The organism is Lentzea sp. NPDC004789, assembly GCF_053601075.1.
Genome location: NZ_JBSGBE010000033.1, coordinates 25,341 through 37,824, shown reverse-complemented (window position 1 = coordinate 37,824; position 12,484 = coordinate 25,341). Strand labels below are relative to the sequence as shown.

General features: G+C 68.2%; 17 protein-coding genes and 1 tRNA gene. 4 read left to right on the top strand and 14 right to left on the bottom strand.

Features of this window, described 5'->3' with window-relative positions; translation table 11 throughout:
* Nucleotides 1-12 precede the first annotated feature (12 nt).
* From ACWEIJ_RS43035 to ACWEIJ_RS43025, 3 genes are read left to right on the top strand one after another with little or no spacing between them, the layout of a single operon-like run.
* Complete coding sequence (locus ACWEIJ_RS43035) at nt 13-822, top strand: N-acetyltransferase family protein (protein WP_449843079.1); 810 nt, start codon at nt 13-15, stop codon at nt 820-822.
* Between the two features lie 50 nt (nt 823-872).
* Nucleotides 873-2,159 (top strand): MFS transporter, encoded by a 1,287-nt coding sequence (locus ACWEIJ_RS43030; RefSeq protein ID WP_449843078.1) that lies wholly within the window; start codon nt 873-875, stop codon nt 2,157-2,159.
* A gap of 46 nt (nt 2,160-2,205) precedes the next feature.
* On the top strand, nt 2,206-2,988 hold the full coding sequence (locus ACWEIJ_RS43025; RefSeq protein ID WP_449843077.1) for a DsbA family protein: 783 nt from the start codon (nt 2,206-2,208) through the stop codon (nt 2,986-2,988).
* On the opposite strand, the gene ACWEIJ_RS43020 is transcribed toward ACWEIJ_RS43025, so the two are convergent.
* Nucleotides 2,981-4,219 (bottom strand): phenylacetate--CoA ligase family protein, encoded by a 1,239-nt coding sequence (locus ACWEIJ_RS43020; RefSeq protein ID WP_449843076.1) that lies wholly within the window; start codon nt 4,217-4,219, stop codon nt 2,981-2,983. The two genes, ACWEIJ_RS43025 and ACWEIJ_RS43020, sit on opposite strands and share 8 nt — an antisense overlap.
* A gap of 123 nt (nt 4,220-4,342) precedes the next feature.
* Between ACWEIJ_RS43020 and ACWEIJ_RS43015 the strand changes: the two genes are divergently transcribed.
* Nucleotides 4,343-4,418, top strand: a tRNA-Ala gene (locus ACWEIJ_RS43015).
* Nucleotides 4,419-4,484: 66 nt separating this feature from the next.
* Here the strand turns inward: ACWEIJ_RS43015 and ACWEIJ_RS43010 are convergent.
* The 13 genes from ACWEIJ_RS43010 to ACWEIJ_RS42950 all read right to left on the bottom strand — a co-directional run bounded on the left by ACWEIJ_RS43010 (nt 4,485) and on the right by ACWEIJ_RS42950 (nt 12,484).
* A complete protein-coding gene (locus ACWEIJ_RS43010; RefSeq protein WP_449843123.1) occupies nt 4,485-5,801 on the bottom strand; it encodes a tyrosine-type recombinase/integrase in 1,317 nt (438 codons plus the stop codon).
* Entirely contained in the window at nt 5,801-5,980 is a 180-nt protein-coding gene (locus ACWEIJ_RS43005) for an excisionase family DNA-binding protein (protein ID WP_449843075.1), read from the bottom strand. Before ACWEIJ_RS43005 ends, ACWEIJ_RS43010 begins: the two co-directional genes overlap by 1 nt.
* Nucleotides 5,965-7,329, bottom strand: coding sequence for a replication initiator (locus tag ACWEIJ_RS43000; protein WP_449843074.1), 1,365 nt, complete (start codon nt 7,327-7,329; stop codon nt 5,965-5,967). Before ACWEIJ_RS43000 ends, ACWEIJ_RS43005 begins: the two co-directional genes overlap by 16 nt.
* 16 nt (nt 7,330-7,345) lie before the next feature.
* Entirely contained in the window at nt 7,346-8,125 is a 780-nt protein-coding gene (locus tag ACWEIJ_RS42995; RefSeq protein WP_449843073.1) for a DNA methylase, read from the bottom strand.
* A 99-nt stretch (nt 8,126-8,224) separates the two neighbouring features.
* The gene (locus ACWEIJ_RS42990; RefSeq protein WP_449843072.1) at nt 8,225-9,100 is read right to left on the bottom strand and encodes a hypothetical protein; all 876 of its coding nucleotides are present in this window, start codon (nt 9,098-9,100) and stop codon (nt 8,225-8,227) included.
* On the bottom strand, nt 9,097-9,441 hold the full coding sequence (locus ACWEIJ_RS42985; protein WP_449843071.1) for a hypothetical protein: 345 nt from the start codon (nt 9,439-9,441) through the stop codon (nt 9,097-9,099). Before ACWEIJ_RS42985 ends, ACWEIJ_RS42990 begins: the two co-directional genes overlap by 4 nt.
* Nucleotides 9,438-9,662: a hypothetical protein gene (locus tag ACWEIJ_RS42980; RefSeq protein ID WP_449843070.1), complete on the bottom strand. Its 225-nt coding sequence runs from the start codon at nt 9,660-9,662 to the stop codon at nt 9,438-9,440. The genes ACWEIJ_RS42985 and ACWEIJ_RS42980 overlap by 4 nt, the downstream gene beginning before the upstream one ends.
* Before the next feature lie 3 nt (nt 9,663-9,665).
* Entirely contained in the window at nt 9,666-9,890 is a 225-nt protein-coding gene (locus ACWEIJ_RS42975; RefSeq protein ID WP_449843069.1) for a hypothetical protein, read from the bottom strand.
* Nucleotides 9,887-10,276: a hypothetical protein gene (locus ACWEIJ_RS42970; protein ID WP_449843068.1), complete on the bottom strand. Its 390-nt coding sequence runs from the start codon at nt 10,274-10,276 to the stop codon at nt 9,887-9,889. The genes ACWEIJ_RS42975 and ACWEIJ_RS42970 overlap by 4 nt, the downstream gene beginning before the upstream one ends.
* Nucleotides 10,276-10,635: a hypothetical protein gene (locus tag ACWEIJ_RS42965; protein WP_449843067.1), complete on the bottom strand. Its 360-nt coding sequence runs from the start codon at nt 10,633-10,635 to the stop codon at nt 10,276-10,278. The genes ACWEIJ_RS42970 and ACWEIJ_RS42965 overlap by 1 nt, the downstream gene beginning before the upstream one ends.
* A gap of 5 nt (nt 10,636-10,640) precedes the next feature.
* Entirely contained in the window at nt 10,641-10,847 is a 207-nt protein-coding gene (locus tag ACWEIJ_RS42960; protein ID WP_449843066.1) for a hypothetical protein, read from the bottom strand.
* A 1-nt stretch (nt 10,848) separates the two neighbouring features.
* Nucleotides 10,849-12,207 carry an FtsK/SpoIIIE domain-containing protein gene (locus ACWEIJ_RS42955; RefSeq protein ID WP_449843065.1) on the bottom strand — a complete coding sequence of 453 codons (1,359 nt, stop codon included), beginning with the start codon at nt 12,205-12,207 and terminating at the stop codon, nt 10,849-10,851.
* A 94-nt stretch (nt 12,208-12,301) separates the two neighbouring features.
* Nucleotides 12,302-12,484, bottom strand: a complete 183-nt coding sequence (locus tag ACWEIJ_RS42950; protein ID WP_449843064.1) for a hypothetical protein — start codon at nt 12,482-12,484, stop codon at nt 12,302-12,304.

Here is a 12,484-nt window from a genome sequence, read left to right as displayed (position 1 = left end):
CAGGGTGAAGGCATGGTCGACCCGTTGCGTGACCCCGACGACCCGGAGCTGCTGGACCCGTACCAGTCGCGGTCGCTCGCGATCCTGGTGGAGGGAGCCCGGCTCGCGTCCGGCGCGGTCCGGTACGGCAAGGTCGGCCGGGTCGGGTGCGCGGCGGTGGTGATCAACCGCGAGAACCCGCTGCCGTCCGGCAACTTCGGCTGCGCGCTGGACGGGTCGTCGGTCGAGGTCGCGTCGACGTTGCTGCAGCTGGAGCAGACGTTCGCGGACGTGGGGCGCGCCGAGGCCGTGGTGTACGCGTCACCGACGACCGTGGACGAGATCGAGGGCATCGCCGACGACTCCGGCTGGTACGCGGTCGAGGAGCTGCTGACCGTGGTGCACCGCGGGCCCGCGGTCGTTTCGGAGGGCGTCCGGCGGGCCGTCGACGCGGACGTCGAGGGCATCGTCGAGCTGCTGTCGGACGAGCTGGTCGGCAACCGGGCGCGACTCGCGCGGTGGCTCGGGCATCGGCTGGACGACCCGCGGTGCCTGTTGCTGGTGGTGGACGACGGCGACCGGATCGGCGGGTTCGCGTCGGGGTTCGCCGAGCGCGGGGTGGGGCTGGTCGAGCAGTGCGTCGTGCGTCCGGCGCGGCGGCGTAGGGGTGTTGGACGGTCGTTGGTGGTGTCCGCTGCTGCGGCGCTGCGGTCCGCCGGGGCGGCGTTGGTCGCTTCGCAGGTGGATGAAGGGCCGGGGGAGCGGTTCGCCGAGGCGTGCGGGTTCGTCGCGGCATATCCCGTGACGGCATATGTACGCAGAGTTGATGAGCTGCTCGACTGAGTTACTTAGTTGCCGCGTGACATATCCTTAGCAGGGCTAAGGGAGGCTGTGTGCGCGAGCGGTTACCGGTCGAGGTGTGGGTTCTGGTCGCGGCGAGCTTCATCATCGCCATCGGGTTCGGGATCGTGGCGCCCGTGCTGCCGGTGTACGCGGCGTCGTTCGGCGTCGGTCACACCGCGGTCGCGGCCCTGATCAGCACTTTCGCGTTCGTGCGGCTGGCGTTCGCGCCGGTGAGCGGCCGGCTCGTGAACAAGTTCGGCGAGCCGCACGTCTACATCGTCGGCATCCTCATCGTGGCGTTCGGCACCGCGTTGTCCGGCTTCTCGTCGAGCTACCCGGAGATGCTGACGTGGCGCGCGCTGGCGGGCGTCGGGTCGACGATGTTCACCGTGGCCGCGCTGGGGCTGCTGATCCGGATCACGCCGGCGCCGATGCGCGGGCGGGCGTCCGGGCTGTGGGCGGCGGGCTTCCTGGTCGGCAACGTCTGCGGACCGATCGTCGGCGCCGGTCTGGTGCCGCTCGGCTTGTGGGTCCCGTTCGTGTCGTACGGCGTGATGCTGTGCCTCGCCGCGTTCGTGGTCTGGTTCTTCCTGCGACGGTCGACCCTGGCGGCGTTGGACAAGACCAACACCGAGACGCCGATGTCGGTGCGCGAGGCGGTGCGGCACCCGACCTACCGGGCGGCGCTGGCGTCCGGTTTCGCGAACGGCTGGGCCGTGTTCGGCGTGCGGATCTCGTTGGTGCCGGTGTTCGTCATCGAGGCGTTGAAGCACAGTCCTGCTGTCGCGGGCATCTCGATGTCCGTGTTCGCCGCGGGCAACGCCTCGATGCTGTTCCTGTCCGGCAAGATCGCCGACACCCGCGGCCGCAAGCCGGTCGCCCTGGCTGGTCTGGTCGTGAGCGGTCTCGCCACGATCTGGATGGGCTTCACCGGTGACATGTGGACGTTCATGGCCGCGTCGCTGGTCGCGGGCATGGGCGCGGGCCTGCTGAACCCGCCGCAGAACGCCGTGGTGGCCGACGTCATCGGCGCCCGCGGCAAGGGCGGCCCGGTGTTGGCGGGCTTCCAGATGGTGTCCGACCTGGGCGCGATCATCGGCCCGATGTGCGCCGGTGTGCTGGCCGACACGTTGGGCTTCGAAGCGTCGTTCGCGATCACCGGTGCCGCGCTGCTGCTGTCGGTCGGCTTCTGGCTCGTGGCGCCGGAGACGTTGCCCACACACGAGGAGGAGCACACGGCCGTGGCCGTGGCACCGGAGTGCGGCTGCCTCGACGAGAGCGCGGAGATCCCGACCGGCGAACGGGTGGGCGGCAAGCCACGCCACCCGGAAGCGTGATCGCCCGCTCAGCTTCTTTTTAGCTTGGCTCGCTACCCTCGTCGCCGTGGGTGGTGCAGAGCGCAGTGCGCGGAAGAGGAAGCAGGCCGCGCGTGCGGTGGCCCAGGCCCGGTCGTCGGGTTCTGACCGAACCAAGGTGATCGCAGGCATCGCGGTGGTCGCCGTGCTGGCCGTCGCCGTCATCGGCTACGTCGTGTTCCAGCAGATGAAGCCGTCGAAGTCCGGCACCGAGGCGATCCCGCTCGCCTCGGCGGACCACACCATCTCGGCCCCCGCGGTCCGCGACGGCAACACCGTGCTCGTCGGCAAGGACACCGCCACGGTCACCGTGGACGTGTACGAGGACTTCCTCTGCCCGATCTGCGGCACGTTCGAGAAGACCTACGGCGACACCATCAAGCAGGCCGTCGACGACGGCAAGGTCAAGATCCGCTACCACATCCTGCCGATGCTGAGCAGCCGCTCGAACCCGCCCGGCTACTCGGCGGACTCGGCCAACGCGGGCCTGTGCGTGGCCGACGCGGGCAAGTTCAACGCCTTCCACGCGGCGCTGTTCGCCAAGCAGCCGGAAGAGGGCGAAGCGGGCTACACCAAGGACCAGCTCATCAAGCTGGGCAAGGACGTCGGCGTCACGTCCGCGTCGTTCGAGTCGTGCGTGCAGAACCAGACGTACAAGTCCCAGTTGGACGATCTGATGACGCAGACCAGCAACGACCCCGTCCTCAAGGACCCGGAAACGGGCCGTTTCCGCGGCACCCCCAGCGTTGCTTCCGGCGGCAAGCTCGTCGACCTGGACAACAAGAACTGGCTCGCCGACCTGACTAAGTGAGCCCGTCGATCGGCGCCTGGCCCTGGGTCCACCGGGCCAGGCGCTGTGCTTTGCCCACCTCCGTGCGCGGCAGCTTGCCCGGCTCCAGCACGTGAACCCGGCACGTGATGCCCAGCCGCTCCCTGAGCCGGTCCGTCAGCACCGTTCGGACGTCCTGAGTGGACTCGACCGCCACGTGCAGCTGCGCCGTGGTCGTGCGCCGGTCCTCGACGATCAGGTAGTGCGGGCTCGCGTGCTCCAGCACGACCGCCTCGATCTCCGTCGGGAACACGTTGACACCGCGGATGACGAGCATGTCGTCCTTGCGCCCCTTGAGCTTGCTCATCCTCCTGAGCGTCCGCTGCCCGGCCGGCTCGTGCAGCGTGGCCACGTCCCCCGTGCGGTACCGCAGCAGCGGCATGCCGGTCTTGGTGAGCGTGGTGAAGACGAGCTCGCCGTCCAGCGTCTCGGGGTAGAAATGGTCCTCGGCGACGTTGAGAAGCCCTTCGGAGTCAAGGGACTCGCACGCCACACCGGGCCCGATCACCTCGGACAGCCCGTAGATGTCCAACGCCCTGATGCCCAGCCGTCGCTCGATCTCCTGCCGCATCTCCTCGGTCCACGGCTCGGCCCCGAAGATCCCGACCTCGATGCTCGTGTCCTCGAGATCGTCGGCCAGCCGCAGCGCGTACGACGGCGTGCAGCACAGCACGTCCGGCTTGAGGTCCTCGATGAGCCTGACCTGACGCTCCGTCATCCCGCCCGACACGGGAACCACCGCGGCCCCCAGCCTCGCCGCGCCGTGATGCACCCCGAGCCCGCCCGTGAAAAGCCCGTAGCCGTAAGCGTTGTGGATGGTGGATCTCCGCGTGGCCCCGGCCCCCGCGAGCGCCCTGGCCATGACCTCGGCCCAGATCTCGACATCGCCCGCCGTGTAGGGGATGAGCGTCGGCCGCCCACCGGTGCCCGACGACCCGTGCACGCAGACGACGTCCTCCGGCTCCGCGATCCGCAACCCGAACGGGTAGTGGTCCCACAGGTCCTGCTTGGTGATCGTCGGCAACAGGTGGATCTCGTCGAGCCGCACATCTGTGCCGCGCGTCACTCCAACTTCCCGGATCTTGTTCCCCTGGAAGTTGTCGGTGGCGAGAAGCCGGTCCACGAGCCCCTGCAGACGCTGTTCCTGCAGCTCGCGGCGGGCCTCGGGGTCCATGCACTCGATCTGGGGGTCGAACGGCGCTCCGGCGGTCATCACCCGGTCCTACCAGGCCGAATGCGCTTTGGATACCCCCGATTTTTATCTTGTGGCAGGGGTGATGTACGGTATTGCCACACGAGAACGGAAGGGAAACCTACCGGGAACGTGGACCTTCAAGGGGCTGTGGCGCAGCTGGTAGCGCATCACACTGGCAGTGTGAGGGTCAGGGGTTCGAGTCCCCTCAGCTCCACCAGCAAAAAGGCCGCTTACCGATCATGGTAGGCGGCCTTTTTACCGCAATTGATACCGCAACGTGCGCCTACGCCGTGCTCTCTTCCCCGGATTCGTCGTCGGGATCGATGAACGCGTTCATCCCGTCCAGTGCGTCCCGCTGAACCCGCTCGATCACCTCGATGTAGGTGCCGGTCGTGACCGTGATCGAGCTGTGCCGCAGGATGCGCTGCACCGTCGCCGCGTCGACCCCCATCGCGAAGAGCAGCGTCGCGCAGGAGTGCCGCAGGTCGTGAACGCGGATCTGCCGCACCTCCGCCTTCTTGCACAGCGCCTCGAACATCCGGTTGACGTTGCGCGGCTCGATCGGGCCACCGAGCTTGGTCGTGAAGACGAGGCCCGTGTCCTTCCACGCCGTGCCCGCCTCGAACCGTTCCTCGTTCTGCCGCTTGCGGTGTTCCCGGAGCGCCTTCACGAGCGACGCGGGGAGCGGGATCGTGGCGTTCGAGGCGTCCGTTTTCACCTCGGTGAGCCGTAGCTCCTTATCCACGCGGTAGAGCGCCTGGCGGACCGTGAGGCGGCCGGCGAGGAGATCGACGTCAGACCAGGCGAGCCCGAGCGCTTCACCACGGCGCAGGCCGACCGCGAGGGCTACCGCCCACAGCGCGTGAAGCCGGTGGTCGCGGGCCACGGTGAGGATCTTTCGAGCCTCGACCGGGGTGAACGCGCGCACCTTGTGCCCGTCGCCGTCGCTCAGCTCGACCAGCCGGGCGACGTTGCGCGCCAACAGGTTTTCGTCCACCGCGTCCTGGAGTGCAGCACGGAGCAGCCGGAGCAGATGCCGGCGGGAATGCGACGACAGGTAGTCGTGGCAGCACTCCGGCGTTGCCTTGGCGCAGCAGCGAGCCCGGCCGGTCCTCGTCTTGGCACGAGCCGCGTCCTTCTCCTGCGCGCAGCACTGACACTTCGTGCGGAGGCTGTTCAGCCACACGCGGATGTGCGCGGGCTGGAGCGCCTTCAGCTTGCGCTTGCCGATGCCGGGGATGACGTGCAGCCGGATGGCACTCTCGTACGTGGTGTACGTCGTCCGCCTGATGGCCGGTTCGGCGACCTCCTTCAGCCAGTACCGCATGTAGTCGGCAACCGACATCGTGGTTGTGATCGCCGGGAGGCCCTGCCGTTCCTGGGCCTGAGCCTGGATCACCTTGTCGTTGCACTCGTCCCACGTCTTGCCGTAGATGCTCACGCGCTTGCGTGCGCCGTCGCCGGTGGTGACGAAGATCTGTGCCTCGTAGCGGCCGTCTGAGCGCTGCCGGATGTGCCCCTCTCCGTTGCGGCGCTTCTTGTTCTTCTTGCGGCCGTTGGCGTCCTCGGGATCGGGAGACGCGAGCGCCGTCCTGCCCATCACGCAGCCTCCTCGATGAGTTCTTGCACGTACGCCTCCAGTGAGGCCTTGACGATGCGGCGGCTCCGTCCGATCTGGACGGACTTCACGGCGTTGTCCCAGATGAGCCGGTAGATGGTCCAACGGCTCACCGACAGCAGGTCTGCCGCCGCTTGCACCGTGATCAGGCTGCTGTCCATTTCTCCCCCTCGTGTTCGAACTTGCGTTGACGTTGTTCCCTGCGGCCCTCAGCGATCGCCAGGGCGAGCGTGCGTTCGGCATCCGTGTTGTAGCCGGAGCCGGTGTACGCCCAGTCGTTGATCACCGTGACCGTGTTCGGGTCGTAGCCCATGCGGTCGAGGACTTCGAGCGTGCGGAAGGTGTGCCGTTCTTCGCGGATGGCCTTGAACGTGGTGCTGTAGCGCTGGGACTTGCTCAGGAAGTGGCCCCGGAAGCCGAGCATGTGCGCCCAGCGGCGCAGGTTCAGCGACTCGTAGGCGTCGAGGCCGCCGAGGTCCCAGGCGGTTTGGATCATGCGTCGGTGGTGGTCGGAGACCTTGAGGTGTCCGATGTGGAGTTCAGAGAGGATGCGGCGGTCGGCGGCTTCGCTCTTGCCTGTGCCCTTGGTGGCGTACTTGGCGACGTAGCCTGCCAACCGGGCTTCACTGATCTCGCCAGCCTCCTCGACCTCAGCCGCGTTGCTGGGCCGGATCGAGCGGCAGTCGACCTGATCACCCCACCGCAGTACCAGGATCTCGCCATCCGGCCGGGGGACTTCGAGGCTGACCGAGCCAGCAGCGGCCTTGATCGCGTCCGCCAGGAGTTCGGCCGTGGCCCACCGAGGCGTCGGGTCGTCTGGTCCGTCGGGGCCGTCGACACGGATGACGCCGTGGAAGTGGACGAGGCCGCGCCGCTGGTATTCGGCCACCTTGGCGTAGGACAGGCGGGCGTGGTGCTTGAAGTCGTTGGCCCGCAGCCCGGCGGCCTTGGCGAGGGCGCGCTTGACGTTGCGGATGAACCGCGCCCACAGCTCCCCGGCGTTGGCCTGCCACAGGATCGAGCCGACGTAGTCGTAGGTCTCGGGGTCAACCGGGGTGCCGATGCGCGGGTCGTCGGGGTGGTGCCAGGAGCCGCAGGCGCACGGGATGGTCCTGCCCCGCTTGCTCGGGCGGGCGCTGTGGACCTTGCCGAACGAGGGGGCGGTGAGGGTGGCGAAACCGCGGGGCTTCTCGGTGACCGTGGTCGGGATGCCCTTGGAGCCACCGGCGAGCCCGGCGTGCATGAGGTGGTAGGCGTCGGCGGCGTAGCGGTCGGAGCAGGCCGGGCAGACGCTCTGTCGGCGGTTGCCGCACGGGACCAGGATGTCCCCGCCCTTGTGCTCCAGGACCTTGCCGGCGTGGTCGTGGAGCTGCCACGCGCCGAACATGCGGATGGGCTGGGCGCATCCGCCGATGGCGGTGACCTTGTCGCGCCAGTCGCGGTAGTCGACCGAGCGCAGCTTGCGGACGATGCGGTCTTCCAGGCTGGTGGTCGGGTCGGCAGGCAGCACGAGGCGTCTCCTCTCGTCAGGCAGCGGTGGTGAGGGCGGGGAGCTGGGCGAGCAGTTCGGCGCCGATGTGGTGGGTGTAGGCGGGCGGGACGGCTTCGCGCAGGCCGTCGCGGTTGGCCCAGCTCATGCCCATGTCGGCGCGCACGTAGGGGACGTTCGAGAAGTTGCCGACCGCGTGGTAGTAGTCGCCGGTCCGAAGTGGACGGCCCATCTTGACCACAGGGCGGTCGTGCGGGGTGTGTGCGAGGGGTGCCAGCGTGAAGCCGTTGCCGGTCTCGAAGAGACGGTGCCGATAGGTGCGCAGTCCGAACGTGGTGCCGCACAGCGTGACGGCGTTGCGCAGAGGCGCGCCCTCTACGTTCTCGATCACGTAGGGCAAGCCCAGCTCGATCAGCAGGTCTCGGGTGGGGCCGATCAGGTCGGGGTGTTCGCGGCCCTGGATGCGTTGGGCGTTGGTGAACTTCTGGCAGGGCGGGGACGCGCTGACGGCGGAGAACTCGCGGCGGATCCAGTCCATGTTGGCGCGCAGGAACGTCAGCGCGTCGGCCTGGTGGAAGGCGTTGCCGCAGTAGCGCGGTTGCGGGTCGAGGTCGACCCCGGTCACGTCGAACCCGGCGAGCTGGTAGCCACGGGTCGCGCCGCCCTGGCAGCAGTACAGGTCCAGCAGCTTGGGTGCCGTGTGGCTGGGCAGGTGCGCCGCGTCGGCCTGGTGGACGCGCACCACGCGGGCGGGGGTGCTGGCCGGATCGAACAGCGTGAGCTGTCGTGCCGGGTTGTCGAGCAGGTGCACGTTCACGGCGGTCTCCTTTCTTGTGGTGCAACGGAAGCGGGGCACAGCCTGGGGAAGTGGCCGTGCCCCGCTCATGTGGGCAGCAGAGGGGTTGTGCTGCCGGGGTCAGGTGAAGGCGTGTCCGTTGTGCTGCTGGACTTCTGCGGCGATTTGGGCGGCCATTTCGGGTGCGACCTTGATGACCTGGCGGACGTCGTTGGCGGTCAGTTCGCGTCCTTCGCCCGCGAGTTCGGCGGCTTTGGCCTTGACCTGCTTGAGGATCGGTTCAGGCAGCCGCACGCGGGTTCCCGTGGCCAGTGCCGCCGTGGTGGTTGGTGCTGTGCGCGGTGCGGGTTCCTCAGCAGCCGGTACGGGCGTCGGCGGGATGGGTGCCGCCGGGGCCGTGGTGCGTGCCGCGTCGCGGTAAGCGCGGGTAATGGCCTCGTTGAACTTGTGCTGAATCACCGGCATAACCTCGGCGACGCCGTACACCACCACCGGGACGATGATGTGGATGGCGAGGTTGCCGCCATCGAACCGCTCCGTCCCGGCCAGCCACGGCGCGCACGCGGGCCAGACGTTCATCACCAGCGTGGAGGTCAGCAGCACCTTCTTGAGCTTGCCGACCCATCCGTCCGGGATGGTGAGGCCGCGCGAGAGGATTTCGGCCTCGAACATCAGCAGCATGATCAGGATTCCGGCGAGCATCGGTTCGGCGAGCCAGGCCGCCCACCACAGCGGGTCGGTGCGGTCGCGGTGCCCGGCAAGGAAGTCCTGGACGCCCGCCGTGGTGAAGGCGAGTCCGAGCGCGAGGAAGAACCACATTCCGCGCGTGATCGTCCGCCGTTGGGACTCGATGCGAACCGCGACCATGTCGGGGTCGTCCACCAAGCCCCGCAGGTGGGCGGATTCGGCTTTGCGACGGCGCAGGGCAACGACTCGTTTCGTGACCCCGGCCGCCTCGTTGATCCCGTCAGAGTCGTTGTCCTGCACCGTGATCACTTCCCCTTGCTCAACTGCTCGTGCAGCTGACGGCCGGCGGGGGTGAGCACCATGCGTGCGGCGGTGAAGGTCTCGCCGGACTCGCTGGTGAGGGTGGCGGACTCGGCCCAGATCACGTAGCCGCGTTCGACCATGATGTGCGTGGTCGAGGACTCGTCGTCGCTGATCGGCTGCGCGGGTCCGGGGTCGTGCCTGATCCAGCCGTAGTCGTTGACCAGGCCCTCACGGGTGTAGAGCGTGCCCGAGACGATCATGCTCAGGACCGATTCGACATCCGCCTTCATCCAGTCCGGCGGGAAGTCGTTCCAGTCGGACGGGTAGGGCTTGGTGACCTTGTTCATCGGTGCGTCCTTCCTTCTCTGTGTTCGCGGGACAGCCGCGCCCAGTGGTCGGACTCGTCGGCGCACAGCACGCGCAGGCGGTGGGCGAGTTCGGCCGCTTCGGTGGCGTAGGGCTCCGGCAGTTCGCCGTTGTCGTTGGCGTGGCGGCGGATCAGGTCGTCGTAGTCGTCGGCGAGCCGCCGCATCGGGGTGGACTCGCCGGGGTGCAACACTGCGGTCATGGCTCAGGTCCTTTCCCTGTCGCGGTCGGCCAGGCGCCGGTAGTAGTCCGACAACCCGCCGTACAGGTCGGCGATCTCGTCGGCGATGGCGACGAACTGCCGCCGCTCGTCCGGGGTGACCGGGCCGTGGCCGATGTAGTAGCAGTGCATGATCAGTTCGTGGCGTTCCTCGAGGAGCTGTTCCACGCGGGCCATCGCGTCGAAGACCTCATCGGTGCCCCAGCTCATCGTGGCGTCCTGGTGCGCAGCATCGTCGAGCGTCGCAGCAGTCCGAGTCCGCCCGGCGTGAGCTTGAGCGGATACACGGTCTTGACGATCACGCCGTGCCGGACCGGGGCCGGTGAGTCGAGCTTGACGAACCGTTGTGCCAGCAGGCTTTCCACCACGTCGCACAGCCCATCGGGGGCGTGGCGGCAGTGTCCGTCACCGTCGAGGTGCACGACACGGTCGGTGCCGTCCAGGCGTCCGTAGCGGCCGTTGTGAACCTCGTCCAGCACCTCGATCACGAGGTCAGCCTTACCGCCATAGCCGGACCGTGGCGCCGGTAGCGGTGCCGGGGTGGTGTCGGCCGCGCCGGCGAACAGGTCGAGCTGACCGGGGATCGTGCGGGCCATCACTGCTCACCTCCGCGCAGCTCCGCGTAGAAGGCGCGGCCGGCGGTGGAGCTGATGAACAACGTCAGCACGTAGTCACGCGGAGGCCAGGCGTCCACGTCCAACCAGTGGCCCCGGCCGGGCACCAGCACCCCGGCGCCGATCAGGGCCGTGATCGCGTGCTGGTCGTCGGCGTTGACGCGGACGCCGTGGCGGGTGTCGGCCAGCCGGTACGCGCGGTCCACGGTGAGCGAGAACCCGAGACCGTTCGCGTCGACCTCGGCCAGCAGCCGGAGCACCCGGTCCCGGTCGAGGTCTCGGCACTGGACTAGCCACGAGGCGGGGGAACCTAGGCCGGCGAGACGAAGCGGAGTGGACATCGTCATCACCGCCGTTCCGCGAGTTCGCGGCGGTACAGGTTGGCCAGCGTCCGCTTGAGACCGAACAGGCCCAGGCCGACGCCGAACAACGCGAGAATGAAGGCGCCGTTGAAGCCGCCCCACAGGTAGAGCACGAACAGCACGGCCGCGCCGACGATGGCCCAGCGGACCATTTGCCACGTCGCCCAGAGGGCGAAACCGAACCTCCACATTTCAGGCCACCACCTTCAGGCCGCCCGTGCGGCCACTCGTCACGAACTCGATCAACTCGTCGATCTCAGAGTCGTCCACATAGGACGCCCGGATGCGCAGCGGTACGCGGGACTTCTCCTTCACCACGTAGCCGATACCGGCCGTGCTGACGTCGTTGGGGATCTCGTCGGCCAGGGCTCCGCGCAGGCGCGCGTTCTCACCGAGCGCCATGTCCACGTGCGCCGCACTGGTGACGCGCAGGCAGATCCGCATCGTGAACAGGTCCCGGACCGGCACGACGTCCTTGGAGGGCTCCTGCACGAAGCCGCACATGCTGTGTCCGGTCGCGCGGCCCTGGGTGCCGACATAGGACAACGCCTTGCGCATGGCGCGGATCACCACCATGTCGCCGAACCCGAGCAAGGCGGCCATCTCGTCCACGATCAGCAGGTTCAGCGGAGTCTCATGCGAGACCGAGAACTTGCGCTTTCCCTGCTCCGCCAACAACCTCTGGACCCGTTCGAGGTCCTTCACGAACTCCTCGACCACGTCAACGCAGTCCTCAGGTTCGGCCGCGTAGCGGTAAGCGATCTCCTCGGTCTTGACCAGCTCCATCCGCTTCGGGTCCAGCACCCACAGCCGCACCAGACCGTCACGGATCAGTGGAGCGAGCGCGCGGAGCAAGGACCAGACCAGCGAGCCCTTGCCCGAACCGGTCGCGCCCGCACCGAAGATGTGCTGACCGATCACCGGCACGCGCCAGTCGTTGCCGTACTCGTCCTCACCGATGACGACGTTCATCAGGTCCACCGCGTCGGCGTCCCACGGCATCTCCGGAGCTTCAAGAACCTCGGTGAACGACTCCCGCCGCTGCACCACCAGCGCCACGATCTGCGGACGAATCTGCTCGATACCCACCCGTTCGGCGTTGAGCGCGACGGCGAGTTCCTCGGTCTTGCTCTCCCACAGCTTCGCCGTCTGACCGGGGATCATCCGCACCCACACCGTGTCCACCGAGGACGCGGCAGAGCGGAGCTTGGTGATACGCGGGACCTGGTGCTCACCGGTCTTGCGGTGCGCCGGCGCCAGGTCGACCGCCAGCATGGTGTCCTTCCACCACCGGCCGGTGTAGCGCGAGAACCAGCGCCGCCGCCACGCCCGCAGCACCGGGGCCGCGAAGTAGTCGAAGCTGTCCGGGTGCGCCCGGTACCAGCTCCCCAGCGCCGTCAGCGCCCCGCCAGTGATCGCGCCCGTGGTCGAGGGGCCCAGCATGACCGTGGAGGTCCCCAGGGCACCCGGTACCACCACCATGCCGGGGTGCCGGGCCGTCCACAGCAGAGCCCGCCACTCAACGCCCGTCTTGCGGTTGGAATACCTCATCGTGAATCGCCCTCTCCTGGGAGAAGCCCAGCCCCAGGAGAAATGCGTTCACAGTCCGCGTGGAGCCGGGCCACCTCCACGCATCGTCTATTTCCTAACTGTCACTGATCTTCGATCGCACGTCCTCCAGCGCGACCACCAGAGCGCCGACCGCCTTACGTGCCCGCTCGTGCGAGGCGCGGATTCCGCCGACGTCCGGAATGCCCTTGGTCGTGTCGCGCAACGCCTTCATCCCGATCGCGATCTCGTCCAGCACGTTGTCCACCGCGTACGACAT